Origin of the sequence: Sorangium sp. So ce296 (assembly GCF_051529605.1) — a bacterium.
Lineage (GTDB): Bacteria > Myxococcota_A > Polyangia > Polyangiales > Polyangiaceae > Sorangium > Sorangium cellulosum_D.
This window is the reverse complement of sequence record NZ_CP150325.1, coordinates 12,663,948-12,681,576: the sequence shown is the minus strand read 5'-3', so window position 1 is coordinate 12,681,576 and position 17,629 is coordinate 12,663,948. Positions and strand designations below refer to the sequence as shown.

The window sequence follows — 17,629 nt, the reverse complement described above, 5'->3', positions numbered from 1 at the left end:
TACCCCGGCGTTTGCGCGTCACGGCTTCGCGGGCGCGGGCGCGTGCCGGGGCTCGCCCTTCGTCCCGAGGATCGCCTCGAGGATCGGCCGCGACCCCTGCACCGCGGTGCGCTGCGAGTAGAGGTGGAGCCCGCGCAGGCCGCCGAGCTCCTCGCCGCCGCCGGCGCGGCCCGGGCCGCCGTGGATCGTCTGCGGGAGGACGGTGCCGGGGCCGGGCGCCTGGTCGGCGATCCGCTCGCTGCCGAGCAGGACGCGGCCGTGGTACGGCGCGACGCCGAGCAGCACCTCCGCCGCGAAGCCGCGGTCGTCGCTGTAGACCGAGCAGACGAGGCTGCCGCGGCCCCAGCGCAGCAGGGCGACGGCGTGCGCCGCGCCGCCGTCGTACGGGAAGAGCGTCGCCACCGGGCCGAAGACCTCGTGCTCGTGCGCGGCGGGCGCGCCGTCCGGGCCGCCCGCGACGAGCAGCGTCGGCGGCACGAAGTACCCCTTTCCCTCGGGCACGCCGATCCTCTCGAACGGCCCGTCGCCGCCGATCGCCACCTCCGCCCCCGCCGCGAGCCGCTCGATGCCGGCGCGCACGCCACGGAGCTGATCGGCCGTGGTGAGCGGACCGACGGTGACGCCGTCCTGCGCGGGATCGCCGACGCGCGCGTCGCGGAGGCGGTCGACGAGGTCGCCGCGCACCGTGGCGATGACGGAGGCGGGGACGAAGATGCGCCGGATCGCCGTGCACTTTTGGCCGGCCTTCTGGGTCATGTCGCGCACGACGTCGCGGAGGAACATCGCGTAGGTCTCGGAGCCGGGATCGACGTCGGGGCCGAGGACCGCGCCGTTCAGGCTGTCGGCCTCCACGTTCACGCGGACGCTCTCCCGCGCGAGGCCCGGCAGGAGCCGGAGCGCCGCGCCGGTGGCGCTCGAGCCGGTGAACGCGAGGACGTCCTCGCCGCCGAGGTGCGCGAGGAGGTCGCCCGGCGGGCCCGCGACGAAGGAGAGGGCGCCGCGCGGCAGCGGGGCGCGCTCGGTGAAGATCCTCATCAGCCGGAACGCGACGAGGGCCGTGCTCGTCGCGGGCTTCGTGATGACCGGCATGCCCGCGAGGAGCGCGCAGGCGGCCTTCTCCGCGAGCCCCCAGGCGGGGAAGTTGAAGGCGTTGATGTGCACCGCGACGCCGGGGCGCGGCACGAGGATGTGCTGGCCGAAGAACCGCGGCGAGCGCCCGAGCTGCGCGCCCTCGCCGTCCGCGAGCAGCCGCGCGTCGCCGAGCTGGGCGCCGAGGTCGGCGTAGTAGGCGAGCGTCCCGATCGCGCCGTCGACGTCGAACTTGGCGTCGCTGCGGGTGTTGCCGCCGTTCTGGATGGCGACGTCGATGAGCGCGTCGCGGTGCGCGTGCGCGGCGCGCGACATGGCGCGGAGCAGCTCGCCGCGCTCGGCGAACGTGAGCGCGCGCAGGGAGGGCCCGCCCACCGTCCGGGCGAACGCCACCGCGGCGGCGAGGTCGAGCCCGTCCGTGCTGGTCTCGGCGAGCGGCTCCTCGGTCGCGGGGTTGACGAGCGGGTGCGGCGCTCCCTGACCGGCGATCCACTGACCTTCGACGTAGCTCTCGAGCCGCTCCATGGGGCGCGTAGCCTACTCGCGCGGTCGCTCGGCACAACCCCCACGCGGGGCGGCGCGCCGCATCGTCCGCCGCGGTTGTTACGCGCGCACGCGCGCGACGCGGCGCGCGTCACCTCGATGCGCCTCGTTCCTCTCCGCGCGCGGTCATTGCCACGAACGGTCACTTGCACGAGGCGGACGCGAGCAGCGCCGAGATCTTCGCCTTCACCACCTCGAACTCCCGCACCGCGAGGTCGATCTCGGCCTGGCGCTGCCTGCGGCTGGACTCGACGAGATCGAAGCTCGTCACGGTGCCGGCCTCGTACGCGACCTGCGTGAGGCGCGCGGTCTCGCGCGCGAGGTCGCGCGACTGCTCGGCGACCGCGCGCGCCTGCTCGGCGACCTCGACGCTCCGGACCGCCTGCGTCGACTCGAGCTCGGCCGAGCGCTCCACCGCGCCGAGGCGGGCCCGCTGCTGCTCCACGGCCGCCCGGTTGATCCGGAGATCGCCGTAGCGCGCCCCGCCGTCCCAGATGGGCACGGTGAGCACCGCGCGGATCGACCACGACCAGCCGGACCGCGTGGCGTCGCCGGCGTCCCCGACGCCGCCGACGCCGCCGACGGGGGCGGTGCCGCCGAAGTACGTCTCGGCCCCCAGCGTGCTCGACACCTCGGCATACGGAGCGAACGCGAGCTTCGCGTCGGTGAGGCCGCGCTCGGCGAGCTCCAGCTCGGCGCGCGCGGCGCGGACGTCGGCGCGCTGATCCGTCCGCGTCTGGGTGCACTGGGACCCGAGCTCCGTCGCGATCCCGTTGAGCGAGAACTCCTGCGGCACGCCGACCTCGCCCTTCAGGCCGAGCGCGGCCCCGAGCGCCTCGCGCGACCTGCGCAGCGACTCGTCGCCGGACACGAGCGTCGCGCGGGCGAGCGCGACGTCCTGCTCCGCGCGGACGACGTCGAGCTTGGTGCCGGTGCCGAGGCGCTCCCGCCGCCGCGTGAGCTCGAGCAGCTCGAGCGCGCTGCGCAGCCCGACGCGGTTGACCTCGCTGAGCCGCTCGGTCGTGACGATGGAGACGACGGCGTCCGCGACCGCGACGAGCGTGAAGCGGCGCCGGTCCTCGAGGCTCAGCTTGGCGACCTCGACCGCGAGGTCGGCGGTGCCGATGCCGTACCAGGCGCGCGGCGCGAGGATGGGCTGCCGGAGCGTGAGCGACGCCGCCGCCCGCGTCGGCGCGTCCGCGCCCCCGGGCGCCAGGAGGCGGCTCAGCTCGCCGCTCGCGTCGAGGTTCGGCAGCGCCTGGGCGAGCGCCCGCCGCGCGCTCCCCTCGGCGCGGGCGACCTCCTGCACGGCGACGACGAGATCGACCGACCGCTGCTCGATGATCGCGCGCGCCTCGTTCCAGCTCGCGAGCGTGCGCGCCGCCGGCGGGACGGGCGCGAGCGCGGGGTCGTTCACCTCGATGCGCTGCGGCGTCACCGCGGTCGCCCCCGCCGGCGCCGGGGCGGCGGCCGGGGGGGGCGCGGCGGCGCCCGCGGGGGCCTGCTGGCCAGGCCGCCCCTGAGGCAGCTGGCCCGGTCGCGCCGGCGGAGGGGCCGGCTGCGCGAGGGCGACTCCTTGATGCAGGGCGAGGGAAGCGACGGTGAGGACAGCGACCATGCGGAGCCGGCGACGGGGCATGCGCGACTCGATGCGCTGTCCGGCGCGCGACGACAAGCCCGAAGCGGACAGGCGCGCGGTCTCGGCCTGCGCGCGTGTGCGAAACCGTGGGCGAGCGGCCGCGCGGCGGCCCAAGGCATGGCGGCGGAGCGCGGATGCGCCACTATTCTGGATCACCGATGCCAAGCCGGTTGCCCCCGAACGACATCTGCCTCGGCTGCGGAAAGCGACGGCGATGCGGCGCCGCCGACCCCTGCGCCCGCTGCGGCGAGCCCCCTCATCGCGCCGTGTGGCGACGCGCCGAGCGGCGCGGCGCGTCGCCGAGGATCGAGCTGTTCCTGAGCGCGATCACGAGCGGCCTCTTGCTCGCGTACTCGGCGCTCTACGCGCTGCTCCTGACCGGCCTCGCCGAGTCCGCGGACAGCTCCCTCGCCTCCGCGGCGCTCTTCGCCGCGATCCTGTGGCTCGGCGTGAGGCTCGCGCGGTGGATCGTGCGCTCGCTCTTCGAGCTCTGGGGCACCACGTGGTCGTACTGCTCCGCCGACGGCGCCCGCTGGGGCACCGTGAGCACGCTCTTCGGGTGGTACGGCGCCGGCGAGGGCGTGAGCCTGACCGACTTCCGCCCCACGAGCGCGGGCTCGACGCTCTTCTGCTCCTCGGACGCGATCGACGCGGGGCTCCCGGTCGTGGCCGCGAACCTCTCGCGCCTCGTCGGAGCGCGGGGCCACGAGGCGTTCTCGCCGTTCGAGGTGCTGATGCTCAGCGCCTTCACGGGCCTCGTCGCGCGCGGCGAGGCGGTCATCAGCCGGGCCACGGCGGTGCGCTGGCGCAAGGACTGGCTCGGCGCCGCGCGGCGCGGCGCGCCCCACGCGATCTTCACGATCGAGCGCGCCGGCGACCGCGAGGAGGGCAGCGCGATCGAGCGAGAGATCCTCTCGGCCATGCAGGCCAAGGCGGACGGCCTCGCGTCGGCCGCGGAGCCCCCGCCGCCCGGGGGCTACCGCGACGCCGCGTGGCGGCCGCCCCCCGTGCGGCTCTGCATCGACGAGGTGCTGCGCCCGCGCGCGCTCGCGCTGGCGGCGCGGGCGCTCCGCAAGGAGCCGCGCGGCGGCGCGCCGGTCGCGGTCGCCGCGGCGCTCGACGAGTTCGGCAGGCGCGACCCCGCCCGGATGAGCCACCTGCGCGTGCTCCTCGCCGAGCACCGCCGCCGCGCGCTGTCGGCGTGAGCCGCGGCGCTCAGTGCCACACGCCGATGCCGGCGCTCACGCTCTCGTAGCGGGGCGCGATGTCCATCGACGCCTGCAGCGTGTAGGCGGCCTCGGAGATCAGCCCCCAGAAGGTCGTCGTCAGCACGCGGATGTCCGCGCCGAAGGTGAAGTGCTGCCGCCCCACGCCCCCGCTCCCGAGGTGGCCGGAGCGGTTCGGCTCGTAGTAGCTCCCGAACCGCGTGTGCACGCGGCCCGGGATCGGCTCCGTCTCGATCCCGAACCGCGGCGAGAAGCTCACGTGCGCGCCCGACGCGCCCACCGCCGAGTCGTCGTCGGCCCGCTCCGGCAGGTTCTGCGCCAGGAAATGCTCGAGGCTCACCCCGTTCGACACCGCGCCCGTGACGAGGAGCTCCGCGGTGATGAGCAGGTGCTCGCGCGGCCAGTTCCAGTAGCGGGCGCGCCGCTCCTTCTCGAGCAGGTCCGGCCCGGCGGCGAGCTCGCGCTCGTCGGCCTCGCGCTCGCGCGCGCCCTCCAGCGCGAAGATCCGCGCCCGCCGGGCGCGCTCCTCCGGGTCCGCGATCCCGGCGAGCGCGCGCTCCCGCCGCGCCTCCCGCTCGGCCCGCCTGCGCGCGATCGCCGCGCGGAGCTCCCGCTCCTGATCGCGCGGGTTGATCCACGCCGGGTTGAGCGGGCGCGGCCCCACCTGCACGGCGAGCCCGAGCTCGAGCTCCCAGGGGAGGACGACCTCGTTCGGCAGGATCAGCCCGCCTGCGCGGCGGACGTTCCCGTCCGTGACCACCCCCTCGCCGAGCAGACGGCCGCCGTTCACCGGGAAGCGGAACGTCGCGCCGACCCGGTAGGACGCCCAGTCGGGGCGGACGAGCACCCCGAGCTCCGGGGAGATGCCCGCGATCGTGAGGTTGGTCTGCTCCGCGCCGAGGCCGAGCGTCACGGCGCGGGCGCCGGCGCCCAGCACGACCGCGTCGCCGAGCAGGCGGGCTCCGCCGAGGAAGTGGTACTTGCCGGTCACGACCGTGGTCTCGGCGCCGCGGTCGTCCACGAGCGAGTACCGCTGCAGCTCGGCGTTGACCCCGAGGCCGAGATCGCCCGCCTGGAGCTGGCCGCCGAGGGTCAGGTACACGAAATTCGAGTAGTCGAGGTCGAGGTCGCCGCTGTTGTCGAAGTCGTTGTTGTCGAAATCGATGTCCCCGAAGAGCTCGATGGGCAGCGAGATCGACGCGGCGACGTCCCACTCGAGCCATTTGACGCTGAAGGGCTCCCGGACCGCGGGCGCGGCGGCGTTGGCCACCATGCCGGCGATCCCCTCGGCGTAGGCGGCGTACGCGCCGGCGATCCCGGTCACGCGCAGCGGCGCCAGGATCGGCCCCTGGAAGAGGTCGATGGTGTACGCGTTGTCCTTGAGCGGCTGGGCCGGCGCGGCCCGCGGCGGGCCGAGGACGAGGGCCAGCGCGGCGAGCGCCGCGGCGGGGCGGCGGGCGGCGCGGCGCGGCGCGGTCGTCTCGCTCACCTCGCGCTGCCCCTCCGGTCCAACAGCATCTCGTCGCGCCCGCGGCGAGGTGATAGCACTGGCGCGCACGGAAGGGACCGCGGAAGCGGAGCCCGACCAGCGGTGGCCGGGCCCGGCGACAAGGCTCCCCGGCCAGCGAACCACAACGAATCGAGACGAGGAGCGGCCGCCGGCCATCGCCGCGCCGGCGCCCGCGCACCCCATCCCGCCCAAGGAATCGCTGCTCTCATGCCCGCCCAAGCTCCCGCGCCCATCGCCCCCGCCCCGGCCGTGCCAGGGACCGAGGCGCGATCGCCCGGCGGGCGGCGGCGCCCCGGCGGGCCTCGCGCCCGCGGCCGGCGCATCGCCCTGGTCGCCTACTACAGCTTCGCCGCGCTCATCATCGTCTCGTGCACCCTCCAGGTGATCCGGCAGGTCTTCTTCCTGCCGGCCGCGCCGTCGCCCTACGGGAGCTGCGAGGAGGGCCTCCTGGCGCTCGTCCGGGCCGTCGAGCGGGCCAGGGAGGCCGCCCCGGGGACCGACGGGGAGGACGCCGCCCTCGCCCGGTTCCGGAGCACGCTCGCTCCGGCGTGGGGCTACCGGGACGGAGTCGCCGCCTCGTGCCGGGGCTCCGCCGAGAACGAGCGCGCTCTCGACGCCATCGAGCGGCTCCGCTATGCGGAGGAGCACGCAGCGCGGCGCGAGGCAGGCGATCTGGCTCCGCTACGGCGCAGGGTCCGGGCGATCGTCGATGGCCAGCTTGGGCCCGTGTCCCCGAGATAATACCCCGACGCGGCGATCACGCAGGACGATATGACCGATATGACCGTTCCTTCTCCCCCTGCCGCAGTGGCGGGTGAAGCGCAGACCGGCGAAAAGCCCCAGCCGCTGCCCACCTTTGATGTGCTGCCCCTGTCGTCCGAGCTGCGCGAGACGCTCGCGGAGATTGGCTACGTCCACCCGACGCCGGTGCAGCTCGCCGTCTGGGAGCCGGTCACGCGCGGGCGCGACGCGGTCGTGCAGGCGCGCACCGGCACCGGCAAGACGGCGGCCTTCGGGCTCCCGATCGTCGACCACGCCGTGAAGCGCTCGCTCGCGCAGGCGCAGGTGCTCGCGCTCTGCCCGACGCGAGAGCTCGCGCTGCAGGTCTCCGCCGAGGTCGAGCGCCTCGGCAAGCGCAAGGGCGTGAAGGTGGTCGCCGTGTACGGCGGCGCGCCGATGCAGCGGCAGATCGACGCGCTCGCCGCGGGCGCGCAGGTCATCGTCGGCACGCCGGGCCGCGTGCTCGACCACCTGCGCCGCGGGACGATCGTCGCCAAGCACATCCGGCTGCTGGTGCTCGACGAGTGCGACGAGATGCTCTCGATGGGCTTCGAGCGCGAGCTCACCGCGATCCTCGCCGAGCTGCCGCCGGAGCGGCAGACGCTGCTGTTCTCGGCGACGCTCCCGCCCGACATCGAGCGCATCGCGCGCAGCAAGCTGCGCTCGCCCGAGTTCATCACCCTCTCCGGCGATGCGGTCGGCGCGCTCCAGATCCAGCACTACGTCTACCTCATCACGGGCGACAAGCTGACGTCGCTGATCCGGATCATCGAGGTCGAGAACCCGGAGAACGCGGTCGTCTTCTGCAACACCAAGGACGAGACGGAGACGGTCGCCGCGGCGCTGAAGCGCCAGGGCTACGACGCCGACTGGCTGAACGGCGATCTGCCGCAGTCCGATCGCGAGAAGGTGATGAGCGCGACGCGCGAGGGGCGCCTGCGCTTCCTCGTCGCCACCGACGTGGCGGCCCGCGGCATCGACATCTCGCACCTCACGCACGTCATCAACTACGACTTCCCGCAGGACGCCGAGGCGTACGTGCACCGCACCGGCCGCACCGGCCGCGCGGGGCGCACCGGCACGGCGATCGCGCTGATCACGCCGCAGGACGTCGGGCCGCTCTACATCCTCCGGCTGACGTACAAGATCCGGCCGCTCGAGAAGCAGCTGCCCACGGAGGGCGAGCTCAAGACGCGCGCCGAGGCCGACCTCGTCGCGATGCTCGCCGAGGCGTTCCTGCCGAAGGGCACGCACCCGGACGACCTCTCGCTCGCGCGCCGGCTGCTCACGCACGACCAGGCCGAGGCGATCGTGGCGGGCCTCCTGCGCGATCACCTCGGCGCGCGGCCGACGGCGCAGGAGGAGGCGAGCGCCGCGCGGCGCGCCCAGCAGCCGCGCGCGGCGGCGCGCGAGGGCGCCGAGCCCTCGACCCGGCCCGAGCCCGCGGCGCGCGCCGCGAGCGCGCGGGGCGAGCGCGCGTCGCAGGGCGCGATCCCGCGCGCGGCCGACTCGGTCGATCCGCGCTCGCCGGAGACGGAGCGCAGCAGCGAGCGCGAGGTCGCGCGCGAGGGCGATCGGGACCGCGGGCGGGACCGGGATCGCCGGTCGCTGCGCCTGCGGCGGGACGAGGGGCGGCGCGGGCCCCGCGGCGCGGACGCGCCGGCCGGGGACGACGCGCGGCTCGAGCCGCGCCGGCCGGAGGTGGCGCGGGCGCGCGAGGAGGGGCCCGTCTCGGTCGAGCCGCTCACGCGGCCGGAGCCGCTGATGCGGATCGAGCCGCCGCGCGGCGAGGGCGCGCCCGGCCGCGGCCCGGCGGAGCGCCTGCGCGATCGGCCGGGCACAGCGACGCTGCTGTCGGCGCGCCGCGGCCCCGCCGCGGCCGGCGTCGCCGCCGCGCCCGGCCGCGGCGGCGCGCAGGGCCAGCCGTTCTCCCGCCACGCCGACTTCACCATGTGGCAGCCGCCGGAGGAGGAGGGCGACGACGAGCCGATCCTCGGCGAGCCGCCGTCCCCGCCGCCCGGCTCGCCTGCGTCGCGCGGCGGCGAGCGCGCGAGCGGCGCTTCGCCCGCGCTCCTCGGCGGCGAGCCCGCGGTCGAGATCGAGAGCGGCGAGCCTGGCGAGTCGCCGCGCGCCGAGCCCTCGCGCGACGAGGCGGACAGCGAGTTCGTCGAGGTCTTCATCAACCTCGGCCGCCGCGACGGCGCGCGCGCGGCCGATTTCCAGCGCGCGCTCATCGAGCGGGCCGGGATGGCCAAGGGCGACATCCGGCGCATCCGCGTGCGCGAGCGCAACGCGTTCGTCAGCGTCCCGAAGGCCGAGCTCGCGCGGGTCGTGGCGGCGCTGAACGGCGCGACGATCGCGGGCAAGGAGGCGCGCGCGGAGCAGGCTCGGGAGCGCACGTCAAGCGCTGAAGAGGTGACGGAAGACGCCTGAACGCGGGGCGCGCCGGTCCGTCGCGGCGAGGCGGCGGACCGGGCTCCGCGCTGGCGTTTCGCGCTGCCGCCGCGCGTGCCAGACACCGCCCGCCGGCGTACGTCGGTGGGCGCTCGCGTGCGACGCCGTCCAGGCGGCGCCTCCCCGCGCGCAACGCGCTAGCCAAGCTCGCCCACTGGTCGTATCACGGAAGGGATGGCGCGAAGTGGAGCGGAGGATATCGACCGGCTTCGACGGGACATCGATCGAGCGCTCGCTGACAAGCTCGACGCGGACAGGGTTCTCCCGCTGCTCGCGCGTCTGGCCCGCGCGACGGCGCCCGGCAGCGAGCCGTGGCTCTATGCGCACCGCCACCTCGCGGAGATGGGCGTCGAGCACGACCCGTGGCGCGCCGCGCTCTTCGCGCGCCGCGTGCTGCAGTTCCACGCGGAGGACGACGGCGCGTGGGCGGTGCTCGGCCTCGCGCAGTCGCTCCTCGGCAACTACCGCTACGCCGCGCGCGCCTACGAGCGCGCCCTGGCCATCGCGCCCGACAACCCGTGGTACGCCCACAACCTGGGCCACCTCTACGACGTTGCCCTGAACCGTCCCCACGACGCCTTGCCGCTCCTGGCGCAAGCCACCGAGGCGCAGACGGGCGAGGCCGACATCGCCGCGAGCTACGCCCACGCGCTCGCCCGGTGCGGCAAGCTGGTGCTCGCGAAGAAGATCTTAAAGCGCGCCATCCGCCACGGGGCGACGGCCGACCAGATGGCGCTGTGGCGCTGGCTGGACGCCGGCGCGCCGACCGCGGGCGAGAGCGGGCCTGCCCCGCAGCGCTCGGCCGACTCGAAGCGCAAGACCAAGCGGCGGCGCGCCCGCGAGCGCCAGAGCCTCGGCGACTGAGCCGCCCGCCCGCTCCCGCGCGCACCGCCGCAGAGCGCCCCACGCGAGGAGCCCACGTGCGCTCGCGCCTCTCATCCACACCTCCGAGGAGGGGAGCCGCCGGTCGTCGGCGGCCGGGCTCGACCGCGCTGCGGCGCGGCAGGCGGCGTCCGTCGTGACGCAGAGCACAGCGAGGTTGTATGGGCACGGGCTACCTCGTCTGGGCGACTGCGGATGCCGTCGCCACAAGCGACACGCACCGCCGACGCGAAGCTTGACGGTGGGTTGCCCGGTTGGCGATAAGCTGTGTTTCTCGACTGGTGCTGGACACGGTCCCCGTTCGGGAGAGGGCACCCTGCGAGGAGAAGACATGAGCGTCACGAGCGTGCAAAGGACGGACAGGACGACGGAGCGCCAGGCGCCCTCCGCTGCCGCCTCGTCCGGCCTGCGCGTCTCCTGCTCCCGGCGCGCAGACGTCGGGCGAGCCTGCGACGTGGCTCGCCGCGCCGCGCATCGGAGGGACGCGCTGCACGGCGAGCGCGGGCTCACGACGGAGAATTCGCGATGAGCGAAGAAGCTCTGCGGCAAGAGATTGCGAGGCTCACGGAGCGCGTCGCGACGCTCGAGCAGCAGATCGAGGCGCGCGAGCGCGCGGCGAAGGAGCAGGCCGCGGAGCTCGACCAGGCGAGGCGCGAGGCGCGCGAGCGCGGCGAGCAGCTGGCCCGCTCGGAGGACGAGCTGCGGCGGCAAGCGGGCATCTTCAAGCTGGTGCTCGACAGCATGGCCGACGGCGTCGCCGTCGTGGACCACGAGGGCGAGCTCCTGATGCGCAACCCGGCCGCGGAGCACATGCTCGGCCGCGCGTCCCTCGACGTCGCGGCGAACGGCGAGCCGGGGCCCGGCGAGGCCACGCTGTTCTTCCCCGACCAGGCGACGCCCTGGCCCGCGTCCGAGCACCCGCTCGTGCGCGCCCTGCGCGGCGAGACGGTCGATCAGGTCGAGCTCTTCGTGAGGAAGCCCGCGGAGCAGGACGCGCGGCACGCGCGCCTGCCGCAGGCCGCGCCGGGCAACGCCATGGCGACCCTCGCCCCCGCTTCGGGGCCGCAGGCGGACGACGGCGAGCCGCGCTCGGTCCGCTTGCCGCCGATGTTCGCCGACGCGCGGCTCGATCCCGGCCAGGCGGCGGGGCTGTTCCTGACGGTCAGCGCGAGCCCCATGCGGGGCAAGGACGGCTCGATCTCCGGCGCCGTCGCCGTCTTCCGCGACGCGACCGAGAAGAAGCGCCTCATCGAGGATCTCGAGGCGAAGAACCGCGACCTGGTCGAGAGCGAGAGCGCCAAGAGCGAGCTCGTCGAGCGGCTCCGCTACGCCATCGACGAGATCTCGACGCCGATCCTCGAGCTCTGGGACGACGTCCTCGCGCTGCCGATCATCGGCGTCGTCGACTCGCGGAGGAGCGCGCAGATCATGGAGCGGCTGCTCGACGAGATCGTCCGTCGCCAGTCGCGCTACGTCATCATCGACGTGACGGGCGTCGAGGTGATCGACACGCGGACGGCCGACCATTTCATGAAGCTGATGAAGGCGGTCGAGCTGCTCGGCGCGCGGTGCCGCATCACCGGGGTCAGGCCCGCGGTCGCGCAGACGATGGTGGAGCTCGGCATCAACCTCGGCTCCGTGCGCGCCGCGCGCAACCTCAAGCACGCGCTGCGCGAGAGCCTGGCGCTCGCCGGCCAGAAGCCGACGCTCTCGTCCCTCATGGGCGGCCGCCGCGGCGCGGCCAAGGGCGACGAGAAGCCGGCGGGACAGCCTTTCACCCCTGGCGGCCACGGGGCCGCGTTCGATCCGTCGGGCAGCGGTCCCATGACCACGTCACAGCTGCAGCTCAGCGCGAGGAAGGAGACGTCCACTTGATGCAAGCGGGTAGGGTCCCCATCGTGGGCCTCTTCGGGAATTTAATCGTCTCGGTGCAGGGCGGGCTAACCGACGGGCAGGTCGAGCAGCTGCGCGACGACGTGACGGGGTCGATCGAATCGCGCTCGCCCCGCGGCCTCATCGTCGACCTCTCCGGTGTCGAGATTCTCGACAGCTATCTCACCCGCGCCATCCGTGACATCGCGCTCACGGCCCGGCTGATGGGCGTCCGGACGGCGGTGTGCGGCCTGCGCCCCGCGGTCGCGATCGCCCTGGTCGAGATGGATCTGGAGATCCCTGGCGTCGTGACGGCGCTCAACCTGGAGCGCGCCGTCGAGATGCTCGCGCCGTCCGCGGAGGACGACCTGATGCCGCCCGAGCTCACGAACGAGGTGACGCATGAAGATCCCTCCTCGTGACGGACCGCCCTCCAGCGGCGGCGCCACGGGGCCGCCGTCGAGCCGGTCCAGTGGACCGGTGTCGACGCGCATGCCGAGCTCGCCGCAATCGGCGCGCGGCCCTGTGCCGTCGTCTCCGCAGATCGTCGGCCGCTCGATCACGGATCAGATCGAGACGGTGCTGGCGCAGTTCCTCTCGCCCGCGGTGAGGAAGAGCGTCATCGACTGCGGCATTCGGCAGGCGAAGGTCGACCCGCTCTACGCGCGCGAGGGCGATCTCAGGCGCCTGCTCGTCGAGGTCAAGCGCGGGGTGAAGCTGTTCGTGCGCGATCAGGCGCAGCTCGATCGGTGCATCACCGAGCTCGGCGAGCTCGATCACGCCGCCCCGGCGCCGCGCGAGATCACCATCGACGTGCGCAACGAGGAGGACGTGCTGCGCGCGCGGTCTGCTGGCCGCGAGCTCTGCATCGAGCACCTCGTCAGCGACGTCCTGCAGACGAAGATCGTCACGGCGATCTCCGAGCTCGGGCGCAACATCGTGAGGTACGCGGGCAACGGGCAGATCATCGTCCGCTCGCTCACCTCGCCGATGCGCGCGATCGAGATCATCGCGCAGGATCACGGGCCCGGGATCTCGAACCTGCAGGAGATCCTGAGCGGCAAGTACCGCTCGCGCCACGGCATGGGCGCGGGGCTCCGCGGCACGAAGGCGCTCATGGATGCGTTCGATGTCAAGACGGCGCCCGGCGCGGGGACGACCGTGACGGTCAGGAAGTACCTCGGATGACAATTGCGATCGGGACCGCGTGCTGCGTCGCGGCCGGCGAGGAGGTCGCCGGCGACGAGGTGGTGGTGGTCCGGCAGTCCTCCTGGGCGCTGATCGGCCTCGCGGACGGGCTCGGCCACGGTCCCCACGCAGCGCAGGCGGCCTCCGCCTTCTGTCGCTACGTGGAGGACCACGCGTCGATGCCGCTCGAGGATCTGCTGACCGGGGCAGGGGAGCAGCTCGCGTCGACGCGCGGGGCGGCCGCCGCGCTCCTGCGCATCGACGAGGCCGCCGGCGAGCTCGAGTTCTCGGGCGTCGGCAACATCGCGATGAAGGCGATCACGCGCACGGCGATGCCGATCTTCTGCTCCGCCGGGATCCTCGGGCGCCGCGTGCGGCGGCTCCGCAGCTTTCGATTCCCCGTGGCGCCGGGCGACGTCGTCCTCCTGCACTCGGACGGCATCTCCAGCGGCTTCGATCTCGGCGCGTTCCGCGACCTCGATCCGGAGGAGATGGCGCGCCGCATCGTCGAGGCCCACAAGAAGTCGTTCGACGACGCGACGTGCGTGGTCGCGGTGCTCCGCGACAGGGTCCCTTCGTGACGCAGCGCAGCCCGCCCGTCTTCACCATCCCCGTCACGCGCGAGGAAGATCGCTTCGCCTGCGCGGCCGAGGGCGCGCAGATCGCGCGCTGGGCTGGGCTCTCGGAGCGCGCGCAGCACGAGCTCGCGATCGCCATCGCCGAGCTCGTGTCGAACGCCGTGCGCCACGGCGGCGGCGGCAGCATCAGCATCCGCGCGATCCGCGAGGACGCGCTCGCGGGCAGCGGCCGCTGGGGCGTCGAGGTGATCGTGCGCGACTCCGGCCCCGGCATCGACCCGAAGCTCGCGATCCTGGAGGAGGTGGGGCCGAAGAGCGATCGCAGCCCGTCCTCGTCGAGCTCCGCGCGGCTCGCGCCGAGGATGCCCGGCCAGGGCCTCGGTGTCGGGCTCGGCGCCGTGCACCGGCTGATGAGCTCCGTGGTCATCCGCTCCTCGCCCGGCATCAGCACCGAGGTGATCGCCGTCAAGTGGAAGTAGGCGCCGCGCGCGCCCGCGCCGCGCGAGCCTCCGCGCCGAGCGGCAGCGGCTCGGCGCGCCAGCGGGCGCCGATCGCGGCGATCACGCGCGCGGGCGTCGGCTGACGCCCGCGGCGACCGCGCGCGTCAGTTGAGCTCTTTCTCGGTCCGCTCGCTCTGCTCGGCTTCGAGGAACGTCGCGGTGATCTCGCGCTCGAGCGCGAGGTTGATCTCGCGGTCGAGCGCCTCGATGCTGCCCGCGAGCCGCGCGACGTTGAGGGCGTAGACGAAGACCCGCGCGCACGGGTGGACCTCGGCGCTGCCGCGCAGGCCCCGCTCGCGCTCGTCGGCGTTGAGGCCGTCGAGGAGCACCAGCGCGCGCGGATCGACCCCCTCGGCCACGAGCTCCATCCCGGGCACGTCGGAGATGTAGAGCTCCGCGCCCTCGACGTACCGACGGAGCACGGGGTTGAGCGCGGCGATCGTCTTCTGCGCGAGCGTCATGAAGCCGTCGCGGCTCGGCGCCCAGGGGGGCATGCCGAGCTCGACGTCGAGCTCGCGCGAGCGCAGGAACGCCTGCGTCGCCCCGCGGACGTCGCCCCGCTCGTCGCGGATGAGCCCGAGGTAGTAGTGGGCCTCGGCGTGCCGCGGGTCCTTGAGCGCCGCCTCCTCGATGAGCGCGGCGGCCTTGTCGGCCTGGCCGATCTCGTAGAAGGCGCGGCCCACGAGGAACGTGTGGTTCGGGTTGTCGTACGGGCCGTCGGGGATCCTGGCGGCGACCTGCGCGGCCTCGTCGAGATCGCCCTTGCCGAGCAGCGCGTCGAACTTGAGGAGGAGCGCGTCGATGATCTCCTCGTCGACCTCGGCCAGGTCGAGCGCCTGGTCGCACATCTCGATCGCCTGGTCGAAATCGCCGAGCGGGTGGATGTACACCTCGGCGGCGTTGAGCATCGCCTCCAGGTAGGTGTCGTCGAGGGCGATCGCCTGGCGATACGCCTCGATGGCCTCCTCGCCCTCGCCCTCCAGGGCGGCGACGAAGCCGAGCAGGTTGTGAGCCTCCGGCGAGTTCGGATCGAGCTCGAGCGCCCGCCGGGCCGACGCCTCTGCTCCGCGCGTATCCCCGCGCTGGACAAGATCCCACCCGCGATCGAGGTGCGCCGAGAACTGGTCCATGGCGGCTCCACAAGTGTGCGAAGGGGGCTCCAGAGTCAAGAGGGAGCCCTGTCAAAGCGACCGTTCAAGCTGTTCCGAACACGACCTGCCCGGATTTCCAGCGCCGAGCTCGGCGGCCGGCCAGGCGCCCGCGGGAGCGGCCGGCGGCGCCCTGCCTCCTGGGTCGAGCTCGATCGCGACGCGCTCACTCGTGGATGGAGATGATCGTCCCGCGGTTCTCGGGCGTGGCCCACACCCCGTGCCAGCCGCGGGGCAGCCTGGGCTCGCTCCAGAAGAACACCTTCTTCGCGTCGAGCGGCGAGAGGTTCACGCAGCCGTGGCTCATCTCCCGGCCGAAGTTGGAGTGCCAGAAGGCGCCGTGGAGCGCGTACGACCCGTCGTAGTACGCGACGAACGGCACGTCCTCGATGCTGTACGGCAGATCGCCCGCGACCGTCCCGTCGCCGTCCATCGTGGTCGCGATGTGCTTCTCGCGGATGCGGAACACCCCGGTCAGCGTCGGGTGGTCCTTCTTCTTGTCCTTCGAGCGCCTGCCGGGGGAGACGAGCGCCGCGAAGACGGGCCTGTCGCCCTCGACGGCGACCAGCGTCTTGCGCGACAGGTTCACGTCGATCCACTTCTCGCCCGGCGCGAGGTCCTGCGGCGGGGCGCCGAGCTCGGTGTACGTCCCGTCGGCGCCCTTCATCCACCAGCCCTCGGTGGTCTTCCGGTAGACGACCGACTTGTGCTTGTGGACCTCGCCCGTGAGGCCGAACGCGGCGAAGCGCTCGAGCGAGCCGGCCACGGAGACGGACTTCATCTCGGCGTCGAACTGGTACTTGCTCGCCGTCTTCGCGAGGATGAAGCCGACCGACTTCGCGCCCTCGGGGAAGTCGATGCCCTGCGAGGACGGCGGCTTGATGATGTACATGCGGTCGCTCGGCGCGACGAGCCCCGCGGTCGTCTTGTACCAGCTGCGGCCGTTCCACCCGAAGGTCTTGTCGACCGCGACGAAGAAGCCCTTCACCATCCGCTTCGCGACCGTCGCGTCGGAGTCCTTGTCGAGATCGGCGAGCGTGACGTTGCGCGGCCTGCCGTTCTCGTCGACGTTCTCCCACCAGGGCTTCTCGGGCTCCTCCTCGACCGGCGCCGGGGCCATGATGCCGAGCGACGCGGCCGCGGCGACGGCCGCCGCCTTGTCCTCCGCCGCGGACGCCTGCGTGGCGACGGCGGCCACCGGGGTCGCGCCCGGCTCGGGGGGGCTCGCCGAGGGGCGCGCGGCGGCGGCCGCGGCCGCGGCGGCGACCTCCTTCTCGGTCTCCTCGTAGAGCTCCTCGGCGCGCTGCCGCTCCTCTTCCTTCTTCTTGCGCTTCGACGACTCGAGGTACGGCTCGTAGCGCGCCATCTCGTCCTTCGAGGGGACGGAGCGGTAGAGCGGCGTGCCGTGCGTCGTGTTGAACGCGTACTTGTACGGGAGGACGTCGTCGAGGTTCGGCGCCGTGATGCCGAGGCGCACCTGCGGGTTCGACAGGTCGGTCGTGGCCGACCTCCCGCAGACGTAGCCGCCGTCGAGGAGGCGGTACCAGCCCTTGGCGCAGCTGCCGCCCTTGATCGGCTTCGGATCGACCGGCACCTTGCTGCCGAGCCGGATGTAGCCGAGCCGCTGCTTCGAGAACTCCATCGTCGGGTAGACCGCCGCCTGCGGCACGATCGAGCCGAGCAGCGGACCCGTGTAGGGTTTGTCGGGCGCGGGCGGCTCCGGGGCCGCCGAGGGCGCGGCGCTCGGCGCCTCCTTGGGGGCGTCGGCCGACGCGATCGCGCGCGCCGACGAGGTGGGCGACGGGCGGGGGAGCGACGACGTCCGCTCGGGCGGCGACTTGCCCTCGGTGGAGGGGCCGGGGGGCGCCTCGCCCTGGCAGCCGCTCGCCCACGCGGCGGTGCCGGCGAAGGCCGCCGCGGCGATGAACCCGAGCGCGCTGGAGACGAGCGAGGAGCGCGCGGCGCCGCCCGCGGAGCGGCCGGCGTCCGGCGCGGGTTGCGGCTTCCGCGCGCCGCCGGTGCGGACGTTGCCGCTGCCGTGCGATCGTGCGGGGTCGTTCTGCCCGCGGGGGCGGGGCGCCTGAGAGCGGTTCATCGCATCCACAGCGTTGGGCGAGGACCGGCCATCCCGGTCCTCGCGGTCGTTTGATCGACCCGTAGGGTCGGGTCGGCTCGGCGGTCTTAGTACCTGGTCACTCACGTGTCGATCCACTTCTCTGC

At 74.1% G+C, this 17,629-nt stretch carries 14 protein-coding genes; 9 read left to right on the top strand and 5 right to left on the bottom strand.

The window, feature by feature from the left end; translation table 11 throughout:
- Positions 1-18: 18 nt before the first annotated feature.
- Positions 19-1,614 carry a 3,4-dehydroadipyl-CoA semialdehyde dehydrogenase gene (locus WME98_RS46705; RefSeq protein ID WP_437948070.1) on the bottom strand — a complete coding sequence of 532 codons (1,596 nt, stop codon included), beginning with the start codon at positions 1,612-1,614 and terminating at the stop codon, positions 19-21.
- Positions 1,615-1,774: 160 nt separating this feature from the next.
- Positions 1,775-3,271, bottom strand: coding sequence for a TolC family protein (locus WME98_RS46700; protein ID WP_437948069.1), 1,497 nt, complete (start codon positions 3,269-3,271; stop codon positions 1,775-1,777).
- A 266-nt stretch (positions 3,272-3,537) separates the two neighbouring features.
- Here WME98_RS46700 and WME98_RS46695 point away from each other — a divergent pair, with 266 nt between their 5' ends.
- Positions 3,538-4,476 carry a hypothetical protein gene (locus WME98_RS46695; RefSeq protein WP_437948068.1) on the top strand — a complete coding sequence of 313 codons (939 nt, stop codon included), beginning with the start codon at positions 3,538-3,540 and terminating at the stop codon, positions 4,474-4,476.
- 10 nt (positions 4,477-4,486) lie between these two features.
- On the opposite strand, the gene WME98_RS46690 is transcribed toward WME98_RS46695, so the two are convergent.
- Positions 4,487-5,986 carry a hypothetical protein gene (locus WME98_RS46690; protein ID WP_437948067.1) on the bottom strand — a complete coding sequence of 500 codons (1,500 nt, stop codon included), beginning with the start codon at positions 5,984-5,986 and terminating at the stop codon, positions 4,487-4,489.
- A gap of 228 nt (positions 5,987-6,214) precedes the next feature.
- On the opposite strand from WME98_RS46690, the gene WME98_RS46685 reads away from it, so the two are divergent.
- From WME98_RS46685 to WME98_RS46650, 8 genes are all read left to right on the top strand, one after another.
- A complete protein-coding gene (locus tag WME98_RS46685; protein ID WP_061621702.1) occupies positions 6,215-6,748 on the top strand; it encodes a hypothetical protein in 534 nt (177 codons plus the stop codon).
- Positions 6,749-6,787: 39 nt separating this feature from the next.
- Positions 6,788-9,220, top strand: a complete 2,433-nt coding sequence (locus tag WME98_RS46680; RefSeq protein WP_437948066.1) for a DEAD/DEAH box helicase — start codon at positions 6,788-6,790, stop codon at positions 9,218-9,220.
- A gap of 195 nt (positions 9,221-9,415) precedes the next feature.
- Positions 9,416-10,105, top strand: a complete 690-nt coding sequence (locus tag WME98_RS46675) for a tetratricopeptide repeat protein (protein WP_061628160.1) — start codon at positions 9,416-9,418, stop codon at positions 10,103-10,105.
- Between the two features lie 543 nt (positions 10,106-10,648).
- The gene (locus tag WME98_RS46670) at positions 10,649-11,998 is read left to right on the top strand and encodes an STAS domain-containing protein (protein WP_437948065.1); all 1,350 of its coding nucleotides are present in this window, start codon (positions 10,649-10,651) and stop codon (positions 11,996-11,998) included.
- A 23-nt stretch (positions 11,999-12,021) separates the two neighbouring features.
- Positions 12,022-12,417: an STAS domain-containing protein gene (locus tag WME98_RS46665; RefSeq protein ID WP_020736301.1), complete on the top strand. Its 396-nt coding sequence runs from the start codon at positions 12,022-12,024 to the stop codon at positions 12,415-12,417.
- The gene (locus tag WME98_RS46660) at positions 12,398-13,183 is read left to right on the top strand and encodes an anti-sigma regulatory factor (RefSeq protein ID WP_437948064.1); all 786 of its coding nucleotides are present in this window, start codon (positions 12,398-12,400) and stop codon (positions 13,181-13,183) included. The genes WME98_RS46665 and WME98_RS46660 overlap by 20 nt, the downstream gene beginning before the upstream one ends.
- On the top strand, positions 13,180-13,764 hold the full coding sequence (locus WME98_RS46655; RefSeq protein ID WP_061628163.1) for a SpoIIE family protein phosphatase: 585 nt from the start codon (positions 13,180-13,182) through the stop codon (positions 13,762-13,764). The genes WME98_RS46660 and WME98_RS46655 overlap by 4 nt, the downstream gene beginning before the upstream one ends.
- Positions 13,761-14,240 (top strand): ATP-binding protein, encoded by a 480-nt coding sequence (locus tag WME98_RS46650; RefSeq protein WP_061628164.1) that lies wholly within the window; start codon positions 13,761-13,763, stop codon positions 14,238-14,240. Before WME98_RS46655 ends, WME98_RS46650 begins: the two co-directional genes overlap by 4 nt.
- 125 nt (positions 14,241-14,365) lie before the next feature.
- Here the strand turns inward: WME98_RS46650 and WME98_RS46645 are convergent, their stop codons facing one another.
- Positions 14,366-15,391, bottom strand: a complete 1,026-nt coding sequence (locus WME98_RS46645; protein WP_020736297.1) for a tetratricopeptide repeat protein — start codon at positions 15,389-15,391, stop codon at positions 14,366-14,368.
- Positions 15,392-15,575: 184 nt separating this feature from the next.
- A complete protein-coding gene (locus WME98_RS46640) occupies positions 15,576-17,504 on the bottom strand; it encodes a L,D-transpeptidase (RefSeq protein ID WP_437948063.1) in 1,929 nt (642 codons plus the stop codon).
- Between the last annotated feature and the right edge of the window lie 125 nt (positions 17,505-17,629).

Coding starts and splice junctions, on each gene's coding strand:
- WME98_RS46705 (WP_437948070.1), bottom strand. CDS start 1,614: ATGGAGCGGCTCGAGAGCTACGTCGAAGGTCAGTGGATCGCCGGTCAG.
- WME98_RS46700 (WP_437948069.1), bottom strand. CDS start 3,271: ATGCCCCGTCGCCGGCTCCGCATGGTCGCTGTCCTCACCGTCGCTTCC.
- WME98_RS46685 (WP_061621702.1), top strand. CDS start 6,215: ATGCCCGCCCAAGCTCCCGCGCCCATCGCCCCCGCCCCGGCCGTGCCA.
- WME98_RS46680 (WP_437948066.1), top strand. CDS start 6,788: ATGACCGTTCCTTCTCCCCCTGCCGCAGTGGCGGGTGAAGCGCAGACC.
- WME98_RS46675 (WP_061628160.1), top strand. CDS start 9,416: ATGGCGCGAAGTGGAGCGGAGGATATCGACCGGCTTCGACGGGACATC.
- WME98_RS46670 (WP_437948065.1), top strand. CDS start 10,649: ATGAGCGAAGAAGCTCTGCGGCAAGAGATTGCGAGGCTCACGGAGCGC.
- WME98_RS46660 (WP_437948064.1), top strand. CDS start 12,398: ATGAAGATCCCTCCTCGTGACGGACCGCCCTCCAGCGGCGGCGCCACG.
- WME98_RS46655 (WP_061628163.1), top strand. CDS start 13,180: ATGACAATTGCGATCGGGACCGCGTGCTGCGTCGCGGCCGGCGAGGAG.
- WME98_RS46645 (WP_020736297.1), bottom strand. CDS start 15,391: ATGGACCAGTTCTCGGCGCACCTCGATCGCGGGTGGGATCTTGTCCAG.
- WME98_RS46640 (WP_437948063.1), bottom strand. CDS start 17,504: ATGAACCGCTCTCAGGCGCCCCGCCCCCGCGGGCAGAACGACCCCGCA.